The sequence below is a fragment of the Halomonas terrestris genome (genome assembly GCF_049166755.1).
GTDB lineage: Bacteria > Pseudomonadota > Gammaproteobacteria > Pseudomonadales > Halomonadaceae > Halomonas.
On record NZ_JBMHFZ010000025.1, the window covers coordinates 1 to 18,226 of the forward strand.

Consider the following 18,226-nt stretch of genomic DNA (forward strand, 5'->3'; position numbering starts at 1 on the left):
TTCGAGGCGCTGCCGGCGCTGGAAAGCCAGCGCCGATCCGCGCTCCAGTGTCGACGAGAAAGGGCCGACTCCATCGGGTGTCGGCCCTTTTTCGTCGGGGTGGCAGGATGTCGATAGCCGTTTGCTATACAAGAGATAACGGGAATTATTAGCGTTATGTGCAGGGCTTTGCCATCCTTGGAGATGGTTGGGGCCTTTGCCCCGTTCATGCCATTCATGGAGGAGTCATCATGCCGCATACACTACCTGATCTGCCCTATAGCCATGACGCGCTGGAGCCGCACATCGACGCGATGACCATGGAGATCCACCATGGCCGACATCACCAGACCTACGTCAACAACCTCAATGCGGCCCTGGAAGGAACCGGACTGGAGGAGGTGCCGGTCGACGAGCTGCTCGCCTCTCTGGACAGGGTGCCCGAGGAGAAGCGCCAGGCAGTCATCAACAATGGCGGTGGTCACTCCAACCACACGATGTTCTGGCGGATGATGTCACCCAACGGCGGCGGCAGGCCGCAGGGTCGGGTCGCCGCGGCCATCGACAGCGAGCTGGGGGGCTACGATGCCTTTCAGGAGGCCCTCACCAAGGCGGCTCTGGGCCGTTTCGGCAGTGGCTGGGCCTGGCTGAACGTGACACCCGACGGCAAGCTGGTGGTCGAGAACACCCTGAACCAGGACAGCCCGCTCTCGTATGGCAACACCCCGGTCCTGGGCCTGGATGTCTGGGAGCATGCCTACTATCTCAAGTACCAGAACAAGCGGCCGGACTATGTCGCCGCCTTCTTCAACGTGATCGACTGGGACGAAGTCGAGCGGCGCTACCAGGCCGCCACCGGCTGAGGTCGACGCCGGCCCGCCATTTCACGCCGCGGCCGAACGGGTCGCGGCGTCCTGTTTCCGGCCTCGCCACCCTACAACCGCCTCAGTCCCCACATGAAGTAGGCGCCGCCCAGCAGGGAGGCGACCAGGCCGGCGGGGATCTCCTGCGGGAAGAGCCACTGACGCCCGAGCCAGTCGGCCAGCACCATCAGCAGCGCACCGACCAGGGCGGCACCCGGCAGGTGCATGCGTGCCCGGCTGAAGCCCAGCAGTCTCGCCATGTGCGGCGCGAGGAGCCCGATGAAGGAGAGGGGGCCCACCACCAGGGTGGCACAGGCGGTGAGCAGGGCCACCAGCAGCAGCAGGGCCAGGCGTGCACGATCGAGTCTCATGCCCAGGGCGCGGGCGGTGGCGGCTCCCAGCGGCAGGATATCCAGCCAGCGAGCGAAGGGCTGTGCCGCCAGGGCGAGTGCCACGGCCAGGCCGGCAACGATGACGGCACTGTTCAGGTCGACATAGTAGGTGGAGCCGGACAGCCAGGCGATGACCTGCTGGCCGCGGGGGTCGCCGCCGCTGAGCACGATGCCGCGCACGGCATCGAACAGGGCGGTGACCGCCACTCCGGTCAGCAGCAGGCGCTCGGGGAGAAAGCCGCTGCGCCGGTTCAGGATCACCAGCAGCGCCAGGGTACACAGCGCCCCCAGGGTGCCGGCGCTGACCAGCGCCAGGTTGCCGGGGGAGGGGAGCAGGAAGATGGCACCCATCAGGGCAATGGCGCTGCCGCCGCTGATCCCCAGGACCTCGGGGCTGGCCATGGGGTTGGCAGAGAGGCGCTGGACGATGGTGCCGGCGACGGCCAGCATCACGCCACTGCCGGCGGCGGCCAGCAGGCGCGGCAATCGCCACTCGAGCAGGCTCCAGTCGCTGATCGACAGCCATTGCCAGCCCGACGCCGTCTGGCCGACCAGCAGGGCGACCAGGGCAGCCAGCGACAGCAGCATGGCCAGCCACGCGGCCCGCCGTCCGGGCGCGGGGTGGCGATGGCCGATGGCCTGGGGCCTGCCGGGTGGCTGGTCGCCGGTCAGCTTGAGACGCGGGATCAGCCACAGCAGCAGGGGGGCGCCGAGTGCTGCGGTGGTGGCGCCGGTGGGGATCAGCGTCGGCAGGGCGCCGGAGAAGCGCTGCAGCAGCAGGTCGGTGGAGGCCAGCAGCAGGGCGCCGAGCAGCGTCGACCAGAGCAGGCGCTGGCCCAGGCGCCGGGCACCCGCCAGGCGCACGATGTTGGGTGCGGCCAGGCCGATGAAGCCGATCACCCCGACCACGCTGACCACGCAGCCGGTGATGAAGACACCCAGCCCCAGCCCGGCCAGGCGCAGGTGCTTGAGCGAGACGCCCAGGCTGCGGGCGCTGGCATCGTCGAGGTCGAGCACCGCCAGCGGGCGCAGCAGCAGCCAGGCCAGCAGGGCGCCGACCGCGACCCTCGGCCAGAGGAAGGCGACGCCGTCCCAACCACTCTGCGACAGCGACCCGGCCCCCCAGATCAGCAGTCCCTTCAAGGCTTCCTGGTGGAAGAGCAGCAGGGCCATGGCCAGCGCGCCCGCATACAGGTTGACCACCAGTCCGGCCAGTACCACCACCATGGGTGCCAGGCCCCGGCGCCAGGCGAGCAGAAACACCAGGCCCATGGTCAGGCCGCCGCCGAGCAGTGCCACCCATTCGCGTCCGAGCACCAGCAGGCCAGGCGCCATCAGGGTGACGGCCATCAAGGCCAGGTTCGCGCCGCTGGCGACCCCCAGGGTGGTGGGGGCCGCCAGCGGGTTGCGCAGCACCTGCTGCATCAGCACTCCGGCCAGGGCCAGCCCGCCCCCCGCGAGCAGCGCGATGCTCAGGCGTGGCCACCAGCCGTAGTGAAGCAGCAACCCGGAGGCGGTCTGGCCGGAAGGGCGGAACAGGGCCGCCAGCCCTTCGACCAGTCCCGCCTGGGACTGAAGCGCGGCCAGCACGAGCGCCAGCAGGGCCACGGCGAGCAGCAGGCAGAGGCGGCCGGGGGCCGGCGATGGCAGGGACCTAGTCACCATCAGCGCCCTCCAGGGCCGTGACCAGTGCCTCGGCGAAGCGCCGCGCCGAGGGCAGGGCGCCGAAGCTCCACACCGGGGGCAGGGTGATCCGGGTGCCGTCCCGGACGCTCGGCAGTGCCTGCCACAGGCCACTGCCGGCGAGGCGCTGTCCGGCCCCCACCGGCAGCGGCTCCACGACCACCAGCCGTGCCTCGATGTCGACCAGCGCCTCGATGCCCACCAGCGAGAAGCCCCAGTAGTTGGTGGGGCGCTGCCAGGCATTGGCCAGCCCCAGGCGATCGAGCACGGCCTGGTAGAGACCGTGCTCGCCGAACACCCGTACATGGCGGTGATCCATGAACTGCACGATCAGCAGGGGTGGCTGCCCCTGCGGCAGCCGTTCCCGCAGTTGCGCCAGCCGCTCCTCGGTCGTCTCGATCAGGCGTTCAGCGGCGGCCTGCTGCCCGACCCGGCGTGCGACCCGACGGGTGAGCCGGCGCATCTGCTGCCAGGTGTCGGTGCCCGGGGTGTAGAGCTCGAGAGTGTCGACCGGGGCGATGCGTGACAGTCGTGGGGTCAGGTTGGCGAACATGGGCGAGATCAGGATCCGGTCCGGCGAGAGGCTGGCCAGCAGCTCGAGGTTGGGCTGCGTGCGCAGGCCGAGGTCGACGACATCGGGCGCCAGTGTCGGCTCGCCGACCCATTCATGGTAGGCATCGACCTGGGCCACGGCCCGGGGCATGGCGCCGAGGGCGACCAGGGTCTCGGCGATGGTCCAGTCGAGGGTGGCGACGGAGGGGGCATCGGCCTGCGAGTCGTGGGCGGGGGCCAGAAGCAGGAGCAGGCCGAGCAGGCCGGCCAGCAGGGGATGACGGGAGAGGGCAAGGGGGGTGGGCAAGAGGGGCTCCGCGGGTGGCTCGAGGGCAGTCGGGAAGTCGACGCGACGGGGGTCAATGCACCACGGCGACGGGGTGTCGGCCACCGGGATGGGACATGACCCGCATGGGAATCCCGTAGATCGCTTCCAGGATGTCGTCGTCCATCATCTCGGCCGGTGAGCCCTGGGCCAGCAGGCGACCGCCATGCAGGGCGACGAGGTGGTCGCAGTAGCGTGCCGCCATGTTGACGTCGTGCAGCACGATGATCATCCCCAGGCCCAGTTCGCGGCAGAGCCGGCGTACCAGCGACAGGACTTCCACCTGGTGGGCGATGTCGAGTGCCGCCAGGGGCTCGTCGAGCAGCAGGAAGCGGCTGCCCTGGGCCAGCAGCATGGCGAGCCAGATGCGCTGGCGCTCGCCACCGGAAAGGGTATCGACCAGGCGGTCGGCGAATGCCTCGGTGTGGGTCAGGGCGATGGCGTGCTCGATCCGCTCCCGGTCCTCGCGGGTATGCCGCCCCAGCAGGCCGTGCCAGGGATAACGGCCGAAACCGACCAGCTCGCGCCCCAGCAGGTTCTCGGCACCGGGCAGGTGCTGTGGCAGGTAGGCCACCTGGCGGGCGAATTCCCGGTTGCCCCAGGCGGACAGGGGGCGTCCGTCGAGGTGCACCTCGCCACGGCTGGGTGGCTGCTGCTGGGCCAGCAGCTTGAGCAGGGTCGACTTGCCTGAGCCGTTGTGACCGATCAGGCCATGGACCCGCCCCTCGTCGAAGGTCAGGTCGGTGGGGGCGAGCAGTGCCTTGCCATCGATCTCGAAGGCGGCGCCTCTGAGCTCGAACATCGGGAGTATCTCCGGCGGATGGGGGCAAGGGCGTCAGCATAAGGCGAATGATAATCCTTATCAATAACGCCCGGCGATCCAGGGGCGAGGGCCTCGCGCGCGTCAGTAGTCCATCGACCAGGTCAGGGTGTAGGTGCGCCCGCGGCCCTGGTAGTCGTAGAGGTATTCCGGGCCGTAGAAGGGCGAGTAGAACATCGCCGCACGTTGCCCCCATACCGTGGAGTACTGCTCGTCCAGGAGATTCTGCACACCGAGGCTGAACCTGCCGACGTCGGTCTGCCGGCCGAGCGACAGGTCCAGGGTGGTGAAGCCATCGATCTCGCGATCGGCGTCATCCTCCAGATCCATGACGTGGTTGGCCTGCAGGCGCGCCGAGTGGACATGATCGCGCCAGCCGACGAAGGCGGTGGCCGAGGAGAGCGAGGCAGAGCGGGCATCGCGTTTGTCCCAGTTGCCATCGTCGTTCTCCTGCTCGGAGCGCACCAGGTGCAGGGTGCCGCCGGCCTCGATGTCGCCCGCGAAGTAGCGGGTCAGGGCGCCCTCGAGGCCGTAGTCGCGCTTCTTCTCGTCGATCACGTCGACGCTGAGGTCGCCGCTGTTGATCGCCAGGGTCTTGTCGGACCAGGCGTAGTAGGCCGCCGCCTGGGCCACCCAGTCGCCACCCTGGTAGCGCCAGCCGAGTTCGACCTGGTCGGTCTCGATGGCCGACAGCGGGTTCTCGTCGACGCTGATGCCGGGGCGACCGTAATACTTGGCCGGGTCGGGGAGTTCGAACCCCTGGCTGTAGCGCAGCCAGTTCTGGTGGCCGTTGCCGTGGTCGTAGAGCGCGCTGGCGTTGAGCAGGGTGGCATCGTAGTCGTTCTCGCCACCGGGGATGCCGTCGAAGTCGTCGACCTCGACATCGGAGTGCTGGCGGCGGGCGCCAGCCGAGAGCTTGAAGGCGTCGGTCGCCTGCCAGTCGGCCTGAGCGAAGGCGGCGAGGCTGTCGACCCGGTAGCCGGGGTAGCGGGGCGCGATGTCGGCCTGCTCCTGGGCCAGGCCGCCGGTCGCGTCGGACACGGTCTTGGCGAAGGTCATCTGGCTGGCATCGAAGCGTTCACGGTCGAAGTCCAGGCCGTAGGTCAGGCCGATGCGATCGGTCCAGCGGGCATCGAACAGCGCCTTGATTCCGCTGAGGTCGGTGTTCTGCTTGGAGGCGCGGAATTCGGAGCCACCGGCGACCGGGTAGGGGAAGGCCTGGAAGCTGGCTTCCTCTTCGCGATGGAAGGCCTGCAGGTAGAAGTTCTGGCCCAGCAGGTCACCATGATGGTACTGCAGGTTGACCATCCGCCGGTCGGTGGCAGGGTCGCGGTCGGAGCGGTAGCCGTCGCGGATCTCGGCATCCTCCAGGTCGGGCGTGTCGGCATCCAGGTTCGGGAAGTAGACGCCACGGTCGCCCTCGTAGCCGGAGCGGTAGAGCTGGGCGCCGAGTTCGAGGGTCTGGTCGTCTGCCAGGTTGACGGTCAGGTTGCCCAGCACGTCGATGCTGCGGTTGTCCTGCAGGTCGGTCTGGGCGATATCCGGAAAGATCTCGTCGCCACCGGCGTCGAAGTGGCGCCCGTTGTCCTGGAAGGCGGTGCCCAGATAGGCCTGCACCCGCTCGTTGCCGCCGCTGACCGACTGGGCGATGCGCTTGTCGAGGTCATCGCTGTCATTGAAACCGGTGGTGATGCCGGCCTCGGTACGCCAGTCCGGTCCGCCGGCCCGGCCCTTGCGGGTGATGATGTTGATGATGCCGCCGGTGGCGCCGCCGCCGTAGAGGCTGCTGGCGCCGGAGATCACCTCGACACGCTCGATGTTGAAGGGGTCGATGGCGTCGAACTGGCGGGACAGGCCCCGGGAGCTGTTCATCGACACTCCGTCGATCAGCACCTGCACGGTGCGCCCGCGAAGGTTCTGGCCATAGTTGGTGCGGCCCTGGGGGGCCATGTCGAGGCCGGGCACGAGCTTGCCCAGCGCGCCCTTGAGATCGGCGCCGGACTCGACCTGCTGCTGCAGCTCCTCCTTCTCGATCACCCACACCGCACCGGGAATCTGGCTGATCTGGGTGGGGGTGCGCGACCCCACGACCACCATGGTGTCCTGTACGTCCTGGGCCTGGAGGGCCATGGTGGCGGAGCCGGTGACCATGGCGAGACCGAGCGTGATGCGCTTCTTCATTATGGGCTCCCTTGCTGGAAGACTGGATCGGATCGGGCCGAAGCGGGGCAAGGATAGCATCATGAAAATTAATCACAATGAGACAGATTAGCATTTGTAATATTGACTGCCAGCCTTGCCACGCCAGGCGAGTCTTCCGAGGGGGATTCCAGCATGATTGATAATTGTTTTCATTGGTGGCATGGTTTGGCCGCTTGCCTTCCCGGCCACTCATGCGTCCAATCGGGGAGGTTCATGAACATCGAGGGAGTCCGGTCGTGGTGACGTTTCGACATCCATTCCTGTACGGCGCACTGCTCTGGCTGCTCGTGGCCGGTCCGGTGGCAGCCGAGGAGACGCTGCTGGACGAGGCGACCCGGGCGCAGCGTGCCCAGGCCGAACTGCAGGCACGCATCGACGCCGCCGATGACGAGGCGCGCGAGCGACTGCGGGAGCTTCGCGAGCTCGAGGCCGAGACGCGGCGCCTCGCGGCGCGTAACGCCGAACTCGAACCCCGGGTGGAGCAGCGGGCCGAGAGCCTCTCGCGGCGTGAGGCGGCGCTGGACTCCCTGACGAGTACCCGCCAGGCGCTGCCGTCGCTGACCGAGGGGCTGGAGGCGCGCCTGGCGCGGTGGATCGAGCACGACCTGCCGTTCCTGGTGGAGGAGCGCCGGGCGCGCCTCGCCAGCCTGGGCGATCCCGCGCTGCCGGAAGTGGAGCGCCTGGAGCGGCTCCTGGCGGCCTGGCGCGCCGAGCTGGACTACGGCCGCGAGCTGGATGCCTGGCGTGGCTACCTGACCCGGGACGAGACCCGGCGCGAGGTGGACTACCTGCGTCTCGGGCGGATCGGGCTCTACTACCTGACGCCGGACGGGCGCGGCGGCGGGGTCTGGCTCGCCGACGAGAATCGCTGGCGACCCCTGGACGATGACGAACGCAGCGAGGTGCGCAAGGGGCTGCGTATCGCCCGCGACCAGCGGGCGCCGGCCCTGCTCGAGCTGCCGGTATCACAGCCGTTGACCTCGCCCGGGAATCAGGAGGAGCGCTCATGAGCATGCGCCAATGGCTCGGCGGACTGCTGTGCACCGTGTCGCTGTGCCTGACGACGTCGGCCCTGGCCCAGACCGAGGCCTTGACCACGCTGCGCGTCGAGCGTGAGGCCGCCGAGGCCCGGGACCAGGCCCGGCTGGCCGCGCTGGTCGAGGATGGCGAGGCCCTGGAGGCGGCGCTGGCCGAGGCGCGCGAGGCCCGGGATACGGCCCGCCGGCGGCACCGCGAGCTGGAGGCCCGGCAGGACGAGCTGGAGGCGTGGCAGACCGAGCTCGACGAGCGCCAGCAGGAGCAGGGGCGCGACCTGGAGGGCATCCTGGCGGCGTTGGTCCGGCACACCGGCGAGCTGCGCGATGCCCTGGCCGGGAGCTGGACCACGGTCGGCGGTGCCGACGTGCCGCCGCGGCTCGACGACGTCGAGGTGCTCGAGCTCGAGCACCTCGAGGGATTCGCCGACAGCCTGATGGCGCTGACCGCCGAGACCGGCCGGGTGGTCCGTCTCGAGGCCCCGGTGGCCGGGACCGACGGCGAGGTCGCGCCGCGCCGGGTGGTACGCCTGGGCGATCTGGCCGCCTTCACCGAGGGCGAGCTGCTGCGCCGCGGTGCCGACGACGCGGTGCTGTCGGTGGGCGAGCGCACCCCGCGGGAGGTGGCGACGAGCCTCGCGGCCTTCCACGCCGGTGAGACGCGATCGCTGGCCCTGGATCCGACCGGCGGTCGAGTCGTGGCGGCCCTGGCCCAGCGTCCGGATCTCGTCGAGCGCTTTCACCAGGGAGGTGCCGTCGGCTACGTGGTGGTCGCGCTCGGTGCCTTCGGCCTGCTGGTGGCGCTGGCCCAGTACGGCTACCTGCTGCGGGTCAGTCTGGCCGTGCGGCGGCAACGGCGTGACCTGAGTCGGTTGCGTGGCGACAACCCGCTGGGGCGGGTGCTGGGTCGCTTCCGTGCCCTCGAGGGCAGCCAGACGCCGGAGGCCCTGGAGGCCCGGCTCGACGAGGCGGTGCTGGCCGAGCAGCCGCGGCTCGAACGCGGTCAGGCGCTGGTCAAGCTGCTCGCCGCCGTGGCGCCGCTGCTCGGCCTGCTGGGGACGGTGACCGGCATGATCGTGACCTTCCAGGCGATCACGGTATTCGGCACCGGCGACCCGCAGCTGATGGCCGGCGGCATCAGCCAGGCGCTGGTCACCACCGTGCTGGGGCTGATCACCGCCGTGCCGCTGCTGTTCGCCCACACCGCCCTGGCGGGACGCAGCCGTCACCTGGCCGGTGTCGTCGAGGGGCAGGCGAGTGCCGCCCTGGCCGAACATCTGGAGAATCGTGCGGCCGGCATGCCGGCGGTGGTGGGGAGCGATGCCCGTGATGCCGCTCTGGCTTGATCCCCTGCAGCGCCTGGTCGAGGCGGGCGGTGCGGTCCTGGTGGGGATCGCCCTGGTGGCCATGCTGCTGTTCAGCCTGGCGCTGGAGCGCGTCTGGTACTTCCGCATCACCTATCGGGGGGCCCGCCGTGCCCTGATTCGCCGCTGGGTGTCGCGTGATGATCACCTGACCTGGAGCGCGCGGACCCTGCGCGAGGTCTGGACCCGTGAGCTGATCGCCCGACTGCGTCGCCCGCTGCCCTGGCTCAAGCTGCTGGTGGCCCTCTGCCCGCTGCTGGGGCTGCTCGGCACCGTGACCGGGATGATCGCCGTGTTCGATGGCCTGGCCATGAGCGAGACGAGCCAGGCCCGGGCCATGGCCGACGGCGTGGCGCGGGCGACCCTGCCGACCCTGACCGGCATGGCCGTGGCGGTGGTGGGGCTGCTCTTCACCAGCCGCCTGGAGCACATCATCCGGCGCGAGGACCAGCGGCTGCACGACCGCCTGGCCCGGGCCGTGGAGGAAACCGATGCGTAGACGCCGGCTCACCGCCGACAGTGGCGAGGCCAGCGAGGTCAACCTGACCCCGATGCTGGACGTCGTCTTCATCATGCTGATCTTCTTCATCGTCACCACCAGCTTCATCAAGGAGAGCGGGGTGGAGATCGAGCGCCCCGAGTCGAGCGCCGCCACACCCCGGCCGGATGCCCAGGTGATGGTGGCGCTGACCCCCGAGGGGGCGGTGTGGGTCGACGGCCAGGCGGTGGATGCCCATCGCGTGGGCGAGCGCGTCGCCGGCCTGGTCAGCGAGGGCGGCGGCGTGGTCATCCAGGCCGACCGCGCCGCCACCACTGGCCTGCTGATCGAGGTCATGGACCGCATCCGCCAGGCCGGGGTGGAAGACGTGGCCGTCGCGGCGACCCGGAGCGGTTCATGATCCGCAGGGGGCTGTCGGCGCTCGGCGGCATCTCCCTGGCGTTGCTGCTGTTCTGGCTGCTGGCGCTGCTGGTCGCGCCGCCCGAGCAGGAAATCGAGGTGCTCGAGAGGCCCATGCCCCTGAGCACCATCGAAGCCCCCGAGCCGGTGGAGGAAGAGGTCACCGAACCATCTCCGGAAGCCGCCGCTCCGCCCGAGGCGGCACCGCCGCCGCCCCGGCCGGAGCCTGCGCCTCCCATGGAGAGCCCCATCGCGCTTCCCGAGCCCGAACTGCCGCCGGAGGCGTTCGCGCCGCTGGAGCTCGACACGTCCCTGCCGGAGTTGACCGAGACGCTGCCGGCGCCCGACCCCCAGCCGCAGCCCGACCCCGCCCCCTCGCCGGAGCCCGCCCCCGAATCCCGGTCGGCCGCGACTGAGGCGTCTGCCGAGGCGAGCGCTGAACCCGTGAACCAGGCGCCGGTGGACGTGGGCCGGATCGCGCCCACCAGTCGGGTGCCGCCGGAGTATCCGGCCCGGGCCCAGCGTCGTGGCCTGGAGGGGCATGTCGAACTCGAGTTCGTGATTCGTCCCGACGGGCGCGTCGACGCCTCGACGATTCGCGTCACCGACTCCCGCCCGCGCCATGTCTTCGACGATGCCGCCCGCCAGGCGGTGGCCCGCTGGCGCTTCGAGTCGGCCGAGGGGCTGCGGCGCGCCCGCCAGCGCCTGGAATTCCAGTTGAGATGAGAGCCAGTTGAGGTAAGCGTCATGTGGGCAAAACGACTCGCTTTCCTGTGTGCCATCGCCTGGCTGCTGAATGTCGCGCCGGCAGGGGCCGCACCGTCGCTGCCCGGTGCATTCATCGCCGACCTCGAGGCCCTGCAGCAGCGCCTCGAGCGGGGCGAACTCGACGCCGTGAGCGAGCGCGCCCTGGCCCAGGCGATGCGGCTCGAGGGTGGCAATGCTGCCGACCGCTGGGCGCGTGCTCTCTACCTGCAATTGGCGGCCGGCGCGGAAGCGCGCCGGGAGCGGCCGGCAACCGCGGCCGACCTGCTGAACGCGGCCCGAGGCATCCAGGCGGCCCCCGGCGACTGGCGGGCGGCGCGTCTGCACGACGAGGCCGCGCTGCGCCGTGCGGCGGGGCAGACCGAGCGCGCCGTGGAGTTGCTCGGCGAGTGGCTGGCGCCGCATGGCGACGACTCCGACGAGCAGTGGCGCCTGGTGCGCTGGCTGGCCGAACTCGGGCGCTGGGATGCCGCCGCCGAGCGGGTGGGGCTGGCCCTGCGTGATGCCGACAGCGCCGGGGCCGGGCGGCGTGAGCTCGCCGGCATCGTCTACCAGCGGGCCGGCAGGACGGGTGAGGCCCTGGCCCTGCTCGAGGCGAATCTCGAGGAGGGCGATTCGGCGGCGTCATGGCGTCGGGCCGCGGCCCTGGCCCAGCGACTCGGCGAGCCCGGGCGCGCCGCCGCCATCTGGGAGGCCGGCTGGCGCCGGGGTGTGCTGGCGGGGGAGGAGGACCTGCTGCGGTTGATCAGGCTGCACCTGGCCGGGGGCACCCCGGCGCGGGCCGCCGAGCGGTTGGCCGAGGCGCTGGAGGGTGGCGAGCTGCCCGACACCCCGGCGCATCGGCGGCTGCTGGCCCAGGCCTGGGAGGCGGCACGGGACCGCCAGCGGGCACTGGCAGCCTGGAAGCGGGTGGCGCAGGAGAGCGATGCCGGCGAGGATCGGCGTCGGCTGGAGCAGCTCGCCCGGGCCTGGGGCGAGTCGCGTCGGATCGAGGCGTCGCGGCGCCAGTGACCCTGTGTCGGGTCCCCGGTCGGGCAGGGTCGATCACAGCCGGCGAGCGAGCAGGGACGTCAGCTCCGCGTCGCTGAGTACCAGAGGGTTGGTCTTCATGCTGCCTCCTCGCGCGCCGGCCACCACCCGTGCCAGGTCGCCGTCGGTCATGCCGAACTCGCCCAGGCGCGGCATCGCCAGGCGGCGGGTCCAGTCGCGCAGGGTCGCCACCAGGGCGTCGCAGGCATCGTGGTCGTCCAGGTCGGGCGAGACGTCGAGCAGGCGGCCGACGCGAGCATACTTCGCCAGGGCCTCGGGGGCTTCCGCGCGTTCACGCAGTGCCGAGATGTTCAGCGCGGTGGCCTCGGCCAGCAGGGTGCCGCACACCACGCCGTGGGGGATCGGAAAGAAGGCGCCCAGCGGCGACGCGAGGCCGTGTACCGATCCCAGGCCCGCCTGCGCCAGGGTGATGCCGGACATCAGCGAGGCGTAGGCGAGCCCCGGATAGCCCTCCTCGGCTCGGCGGGGATCGGCTTCCAGGGCGGTCCAGAAACCCCGGCGGAAGGCCTGCATGCCGGACCAGGCCAGCGCATCGGTGGGCGGACTGGCGTTGACGGAGACATGGGACTCCAGCAGCTGGGTGAAGGCGTCCATGCCGTTCGCGGCGATCTGGTCCCCGGGGCAGCCGGCCAGCAGGTCCGGGTCGACCAGGGCGACCCTGGGCACCAGCCGCTCGTCGCGGAAGGATTTCTTGAAGCCGTCCGGCCCCTGCACGCTGAGCACGGCGTTGCGGGTGGCTTCGCTGCCGGTGCCGGCCGTGGTGGGCACGGCGATCAGCGGCACCGCGGGCCCGGGGTAGGGCTGGCCCCGGCCCACCCCCTCGAGATGGTCCATGACCGAGGTGCCGGTGCGCAGCAGCCCGGCCACGGCCTTGCCGGCATCCAGGGCGCTACCGCCCCCGATCGCCACCACGACCTCGACACCCGCGCCGCGATGCGCCGCCACGATGTCATCCACCTGCTGTGGCGAGGGTTCTCCGCCGATACTGACGTGCTGCCAGCCAATGCCCTGCTCGGCCAGTGCCGACTGGAGGTCCGGCCAGCGGGGGGAGTCGACGAAGGAGCGCCTGCCGGTGACCAGCAGGATGCGCCTGCCGTGCCGGGCGACCAGCGCCGGCAGGCGGTCGATGGCCTGGCGGCCGAAGTGGATGTCGGGAAGGGGCGAGAGGCGGAAGGCGTCGAGGCGCTCGAGACGGGGCGAGTCCGGCATGGTGGCGATCCCTGGGGTGGCGGGCTGGACACCCACTATAGGGGGCTCGCCCGGGCCGGGCCAATCGCCATGCCACTGCCGCCTCGAGTGGCGCGGCTCAGAGGTCGAGCTCGGTCCATACCGGGGCGTGGTCGGAGGGCCTCTCCATGCCGCGCAGGTCGTAGTCGATGCCGGCATCCACCACCCGTTCGGCGAGCGGGGCAGTGACCAGGATATGGTCGATGCGCAGGCCGCGCCTGGGGTCGCGCTCGAAGCCCCGCGAGCGATAGTCGAACCAGCTGAAGCGGTCGTCGACCCCGGGGTGGCGTACCCGGTAGCTGTCGGTCAGGCCCCAGGCCTTGATGCCCTCGAGCCATTCGCGCTCCTCAGGCTGGAAGCTGGTCTTGCCGTCGCGCAGCCAGCGCTTGCGGTTGGCCTCGCCGATGCCGATGTCGATGTCCTGGGGCGAGATGTTGAAGTCGCCCATCACCACCAGACGCTCGTCGGGGCGGTGGTCATCGGCCAGCAGGCGCCTGAGCTGGGCATAGAACTGCCGCTTGTGGGGAAACTTCACCGGATGCTCGACGTTCTCGCCCTGGGGAAAGTAGCCGTTCCACACCGTCAGCGGCTCGCCATCGGCCAACCGCAGGCGCACGCCGATCATGCGCCGCTGGGCCTCCTCGCCGTCGTCGGGGAAGCCATGGAGCACCGCGTCCGGCTCCCCGCACTGGGCGGTGTCGACCATCGTCGCCACGCCGTAGTGGCCCTTCTGGCCGTGGAAGTCGACCCGGTAGCCCAGGGACTCCACCGCCTCGACGGGGAATTCGCTGTCCTGGACCTTGGTCTCCTGCAGGCCGATCACCGCCGGTCGGTGCTTGTCGACCAGTGCCTCGAGCTGGTGCAGGCGTGCGCGGATACCGTTGATGTTGAAGGAGACGAGATGCATCAGTCGCTGCTCTCCGGTCCGTCGTCCTCACCCTGCTCCCGATCGGGATGGATGGTGATGGCCTCGCCGGCCTCCTGCCGGGCGAGCTTGCGGGCCGCCTGCAGCTTGCGCTGCTGGCGCTTCTTCTGGGTATAGCGGGTCGACGAGGTCACCTGGTCGGGATTCTCGTGGCGCCACTTCTTGAAATCCTTGCGCTTGCCGGTGCGGATCTGCACCTTGTCGGCCAGCGAGCGTGTCTTCTTGCGGCGTGTCATGACGCATGACTCCTTGCGTGTGCCGGTCCATTCTACCAGCCGTGCCTCGCGCTTCGACAGCGATCCTTGTACCGTCCTTGCGCGAAACGGGCCCTCGGCGGCGTAGGCTGGTACAATACCGGATCGTGTCATGCACCCTATCCACTGAAACGGACTAGACAGCAAGCCTATGAGCGAGTCGGAACAGATCACATCACCGGCCCAGGATCGCAAGCCCAAGCGCCGTCGTCGCAAGCCGCGGCGTCGCCAGTCGTCGAGCTGGGACCTGCGCCAGTTCCAGGTACCGGCGGTGGCGGGCAAGTGGCGCTTCCACGACTTCGACCTGCCGCTGCCGCTGATGCGCGCCATCCACGCCCTGGGCTTCGAGTACTGCACGCCGATTCAGGCCGAGGCCCTGACCCATACCCTGCTGGGGGGCGATGTGGTCGGCAAGGCACAGACCGGGACCGGCAAGACCGCTGCCTTCCTGATCTCGATACTGGCCTACTTCCTCGAGGAGGAGGCGCCCGACGGCCAGAAGCCGGGGGCGCCGCGTGCCCTGATCGTGGCCCCGACCCGGGAGCTGGCCCTGCAGATCGAGAAGGACGCCAAGGCACTGGCGCGCTTCACCGATCTCAACGTGGCCAGCGTCGTCGGTGGCATGGACTACCAGAAGCAGCGCGAGGGGCTGGGCAGGAAGCTCGACATCCTGGTGGCCACCCCGGGTCGCCTGCTCGACTTCCACCAGAAGCGCGACGTCGACCTGACCCAGGTCGAGGTGCTGGTGCTCGATGAAGCCGACCGCATGCTCTCCATGGGCTTCATTCCCGACGTCAAGCGCATCATCCGCCATACGCCGAAGAAGGAGGAGCGCCAGACCTTCCTCTTCTCGGCCACCTTCACCGAGGACATCCTCAACCTGGCGAGCCAGTGGACCCATGAGCCCACCCATGTGGAGATCGAGGTCACGGTGGAGAACGCCGCCGACATCGACCAGCGCGTCTACCTGGTCAGTGACGACGACAAGCAGCGCCTGCTGGTCAAGCTGCTGCAGCAGGAGAGCTTCGACCGGGTGATGGTGTTCGGCAACCGCCGCGACCTGGTGCGCCGCCTCGACGAACTGTTGAAGCAGGCCGGCATCAATGCCGCCATGCTCTCCGGTGACGTGCCCCAGAACCAGCGCATCCGAACCCTCGAGCAGTTCCGCGAGGGCGAGATCCAGGTGCTGGTGGCCACCGACGTGGCCGGCCGCGGCATCCATATCGAGGATGTCAGCCACGTGATCAACTATACCCTGCCGGAAGACCCGGAGGACTATGTCCACCGCATCGGCCGCACCGGTCGCGCCGGCGCCAAGGGGGTGTCGATCAGCTTCGTGGGCGAGGAGGATGCCTTCTCGTTGCCCGAGATCGAGCGCTTCATCAATGCCAAGCTGCCCTGCGAGCATCCGCCGGAAGGGCTGCTTTAACGGCAGCGATGAGCGGTAAGCTTGATGAGCGGTAAGCTTTAAGCTGCAAGAATACCCCTGAAACGCTCGGGACTATTGCGGTTTGCCATCGTCGAGGGGTGCCGGGTCCGGTCGCAGCGAGGGCCTTTTTCCAGGGAAGGAAAAAGTAGCGCCCAGGGACGGGTTCACAGCGCCCTCGCGGAGGCCTGCCGCCGGGACAGCCCCGACACCGAGGTGGCAAAGAAATGCCGACAGCGAATGCCCGGCGGCTGACAGAGCCAGCTCCTATGCGATGGACGCGCCAGCATGCTCGATGAGGTCCTGAAGGGCGAGATCCAGGCCGCCTACCGCCGCGTGCTCGAGGGGCTCGACCTCACGCCGCGCTACGGCCAGCGGCTGATGATCGCCGAGATCGCCCGTACCCTGGCGGGCATCGAGCGCGACGAGGCCGGCCGGCGGACCAGCGACGAGCACGTCTGCGTGCTCGAGGCCGGCACCGGCACCGGCAAGACCCTGGCCTACCTGCTGGCCGCGCTGCCGGTGGCCAAGGCCCGCGGCAAGCGGCTGGTGATCGCCACCGCCACGGTGGCGCTGCAGGAGCAGGTCCTCCACCAGGACCTGCCGGCCCTCAAGGCCCACAGCGGCCTCGATTTCGACTTCGCCCTGGCCAAGGGGCGAGGGCGCTACATCTGCGTGGCGCGCCTCGACCAGGCCCTCGACGGTGGCGAGGAGAATCCCACCCTGTCGCTCTTCGAGCAGTCGCTGGCCAGCGGCGGCGACGCCTTCCAGGCCCTGGCGCAGTCGCTGGGCGAGGCCTACGGCAATGGCCGCTGGGCCGGCGACCGCGACAGCTGGCCCGAGGCCATCGAGGACAGCCACTGGCGGCGTCTCACGGTCGACCATCGCCAGTGCACCAACCGTCGCTGCGGTCACTTCGGGGCCTGCGCCTTCTTCCGTTCTCGCCGGCATCTCGACAGTGCCGACGTCATCGTCGCCAACCACGACCTGGTCCTGGCCGATCTCGCCCTCGGTGGCGGGGTGGTGTTGCCGGCTCCCGGTGACTGCATCTACGTGTTCGACGAGGGGCACCACCTGCCCGACAAGGCGCTGCAGCACTTCACCCACCGCTTCGCCGTGGGCGGGGCGCTGCGCTGGCTGCGCACCCTCAAGAAGTCGCTTGCCGAGCTCAACACCGCCCTGGCGGTGCAGCCGACCCTGGCGCGGTTGCTGGCCGGGCTGCCCCAGGCCATCGACGCCCTGGAGCCGAGGCTCGGCGAGGCCTTCGCCCTGGGCCACCAGCTGGCCGAGCGTCCCCAGGGGCTCGTCGACGGCGAGGAGAGCCGCCACCACCGCTTCGAGATGGGGCGGGCACCGGAGGCGCTGCGCGAACTCGCCGCCGCCCTGGTGGTGATCTTCGCCGAGCTCTCGCGCACCCTGGAGAGCATGAGCGACATCCTGCGCGAGAGCCTCGATCCGGACAAGCACACCGGGCTGCCCCGCGAGCAGGCCGAGGCCTGGCTGCCGCTGGTGGCGCTGCTGCACGGTCGTGCGCTGGAGGCCCACGCCCTGTGGCTGGCCTTCGGCGAGCAGGACGACCCCGGGGAGCCGCCCCGGGCACGCTGGCTGACCCTCGAGCGCTTCGGCGGGGAGCCGGAACTGACCTTCTCGGCGAGCCCGGTCTCGGCCGCCCACACCCTGGCCCGTACCCTCTGGGGCAGCAGCTTCGGTGCCGTGGTGACCTCGGCGACACTGACGGCCCTGGGTCGCTTCGAGCGCCTGCAGGAGCGCGCGGGGCTCGCCAACCGCTACCGCTACCAGCGCCTGCCGAGCCCCTTCGACTACTCCCGGGCGGTGCTCAGCGTGCCCCGCGAGGCGGTCGACCCGGCCGACCGCGAAGGCCACGAGCGGGCCATCGTCGATTTCGTGGAGGGGCTCGGCGAGCACGAGGCGGTGCTGATGCTGTTCTCGTCACGGGCCCAGCTGCGCGGCGTGGAGAAGGCGCTGTCGTCGCCACGCCGCGAGCGGGTGCTGGCCCAGGACCGCCTTCCCAAGCGCGAGCTGATCAGCCGTCACCGGGCGCGGGTCGATGCCGGCGAGGGCAGCATCATCTTCGGCCTGGCGAGCTTCGCCGAGGGGATCGACCTGCCCGGCGACTACCTGACCCATGTGGTGATCACCCGGTTGCCGTTCTCCGTCCCCGATGACCCGGTGGGGGCGACCCTGGCCGAGTGGATCGAGAGCCGTGGCGGCAACCCCTTCATGCGCATCAGCGTGCCGGATGCCTCGATCAAGCTGGTCCAGGCCTGTGGCCGGCTGATCCGCAAGGAGGCCGACAGCGGCCGCATCACCCTGCTCGATCGTCGGGTGCTGACCCGTCGTTACGGCCGGGCGCTGCTGGACGCGCTGCCGCCCTTCGTGCGCGAGATCGACGGCGTCCGCCAGGATACCTGAGCGTGGACGCGACAGGCCCGCCGGCGAAGCTCGG

The 18,226-nt window shown here is 70.2% G+C and carries 16 protein-coding genes; 9 read left to right on the top strand and 7 right to left on the bottom strand.

Going from position 1 to position 18,226, the window contains the following annotated elements; genetic code table 11:
- The first annotated feature begins 230 nt into the window (after nt 1-230).
- Nucleotides 231-842 carry a superoxide dismutase gene (locus tag ACOMD9_RS18545; RefSeq protein WP_421417466.1) on the top strand — a complete coding sequence of 204 codons (612 nt, stop codon included), beginning with the start codon at nt 231-233 and terminating at the stop codon, nt 840-842.
- A 71-nt stretch (nt 843-913) separates the two neighbouring features.
- Here the strand turns inward: ACOMD9_RS18545 and fhuB are convergent, their stop codons facing one another.
- From fhuB to ACOMD9_RS18565, 4 genes are all read right to left on the bottom strand, one after another.
- Nucleotides 914-2,899 (bottom strand): Fe(3+)-hydroxamate ABC transporter permease FhuB, encoded by a 1,986-nt coding sequence (fhuB, locus tag ACOMD9_RS18550; RefSeq protein WP_421417467.1) that lies wholly within the window; start codon nt 2,897-2,899, stop codon nt 914-916.
- Entirely contained in the window at nt 2,889-3,776 is an 888-nt protein-coding gene (locus ACOMD9_RS18555) for an ABC transporter substrate-binding protein (protein WP_421417468.1), read from the bottom strand. Before ACOMD9_RS18555 ends, fhuB begins: the two co-directional genes overlap by 11 nt.
- 52 nt (nt 3,777-3,828) lie before the next feature.
- On the bottom strand, nt 3,829-4,596 hold the full coding sequence (locus tag ACOMD9_RS18560; RefSeq protein WP_421417469.1) for an ATP-binding cassette domain-containing protein: 768 nt from the start codon (nt 4,594-4,596) through the stop codon (nt 3,829-3,831).
- A 102-nt stretch (nt 4,597-4,698) separates the two neighbouring features.
- Nucleotides 4,699-6,795: a TonB-dependent receptor gene (locus ACOMD9_RS18565; protein ID WP_421417470.1), complete on the bottom strand. Its 2,097-nt coding sequence runs from the start codon at nt 6,793-6,795 to the stop codon at nt 4,699-4,701.
- A 257-nt stretch (nt 6,796-7,052) separates the two neighbouring features.
- Here ACOMD9_RS18565 and ACOMD9_RS18570 point away from each other — a divergent pair, with 257 nt between their 5' ends.
- From ACOMD9_RS18570 to ACOMD9_RS18595, 6 genes are read left to right on the top strand one after another with little or no spacing between them, the layout of a single operon-like run.
- Nucleotides 7,053-7,826 carry a DUF3450 domain-containing protein gene (locus tag ACOMD9_RS18570; protein WP_421417471.1) on the top strand — a complete coding sequence of 258 codons (774 nt, stop codon included), beginning with the start codon at nt 7,053-7,055 and terminating at the stop codon, nt 7,824-7,826.
- On the top strand, nt 7,823-9,196 hold the full coding sequence (locus tag ACOMD9_RS18575; protein WP_421417472.1) for a MotA/TolQ/ExbB proton channel family protein: 1,374 nt from the start codon (nt 7,823-7,825) through the stop codon (nt 9,194-9,196). Before ACOMD9_RS18570 ends, ACOMD9_RS18575 begins: the two co-directional genes overlap by 4 nt.
- On the top strand, nt 9,171-9,713 hold the full coding sequence (locus ACOMD9_RS18580) for a MotA/TolQ/ExbB proton channel family protein (protein ID WP_421417473.1): 543 nt from the start codon (nt 9,171-9,173) through the stop codon (nt 9,711-9,713). The genes ACOMD9_RS18575 and ACOMD9_RS18580 overlap by 26 nt, the downstream gene beginning before the upstream one ends.
- The gene (locus tag ACOMD9_RS18585) at nt 9,706-10,113 is read left to right on the top strand and encodes an ExbD/TolR family protein (protein WP_421417474.1); all 408 of its coding nucleotides are present in this window, start codon (nt 9,706-9,708) and stop codon (nt 10,111-10,113) included. The genes ACOMD9_RS18580 and ACOMD9_RS18585 overlap by 8 nt, the downstream gene beginning before the upstream one ends.
- A complete protein-coding gene (locus ACOMD9_RS18590) occupies nt 10,110-10,838 on the top strand; it encodes an energy transducer TonB (RefSeq protein WP_421417475.1) in 729 nt (242 codons plus the stop codon). Before ACOMD9_RS18585 ends, ACOMD9_RS18590 begins: the two co-directional genes overlap by 4 nt.
- Before the next feature lie 21 nt (nt 10,839-10,859).
- Nucleotides 10,860-11,888, top strand: coding sequence for a tetratricopeptide repeat protein (locus tag ACOMD9_RS18595; RefSeq protein ID WP_421417476.1), 1,029 nt, complete (start codon nt 10,860-10,862; stop codon nt 11,886-11,888).
- A gap of 33 nt (nt 11,889-11,921) precedes the next feature.
- On the opposite strand, the gene ACOMD9_RS18600 is transcribed toward ACOMD9_RS18595, so the two are convergent.
- The 3 genes from ACOMD9_RS18600 to ACOMD9_RS18610 all read right to left on the bottom strand — a co-directional run bounded on the left by ACOMD9_RS18600 (nt 11,922) and on the right by ACOMD9_RS18610 (nt 14,315).
- Nucleotides 11,922-13,136 (bottom strand): iron-containing alcohol dehydrogenase, encoded by a 1,215-nt coding sequence (locus tag ACOMD9_RS18600; protein ID WP_421417477.1) that lies wholly within the window; start codon nt 13,134-13,136, stop codon nt 11,922-11,924.
- A 97-nt stretch (nt 13,137-13,233) separates the two neighbouring features.
- Complete coding sequence (xthA, locus tag ACOMD9_RS18605; RefSeq protein ID WP_421417478.1) at nt 13,234-14,061, bottom strand: exodeoxyribonuclease III; 828 nt, start codon at nt 14,059-14,061, stop codon at nt 13,234-13,236.
- Nucleotides 14,061-14,315 carry a hypothetical protein gene (locus ACOMD9_RS18610; RefSeq protein WP_421417479.1) on the bottom strand — a complete coding sequence of 85 codons (255 nt, stop codon included), beginning with the start codon at nt 14,313-14,315 and terminating at the stop codon, nt 14,061-14,063. Before ACOMD9_RS18610 ends, xthA begins: the two co-directional genes overlap by 1 nt.
- 169 nt (nt 14,316-14,484) lie before the next feature.
- Here ACOMD9_RS18610 and rhlB point away from each other — a divergent pair, with 169 nt between their 5' ends.
- Entirely contained in the window at nt 14,485-15,762 is a 1,278-nt protein-coding gene (gene rhlB, locus ACOMD9_RS18615; RefSeq protein ID WP_421417480.1) for an ATP-dependent RNA helicase RhlB, read from the top strand.
- 285 nt (nt 15,763-16,047) lie between these two features.
- Nucleotides 16,048-18,192 carry an ATP-dependent DNA helicase DinG gene (gene dinG, locus ACOMD9_RS18620; RefSeq protein WP_421417481.1) on the top strand — a complete coding sequence of 715 codons (2,145 nt, stop codon included), beginning with the start codon at nt 16,048-16,050 and terminating at the stop codon, nt 18,190-18,192.
- Nucleotides 18,193-18,226: the final 34 nt, after the last annotated feature.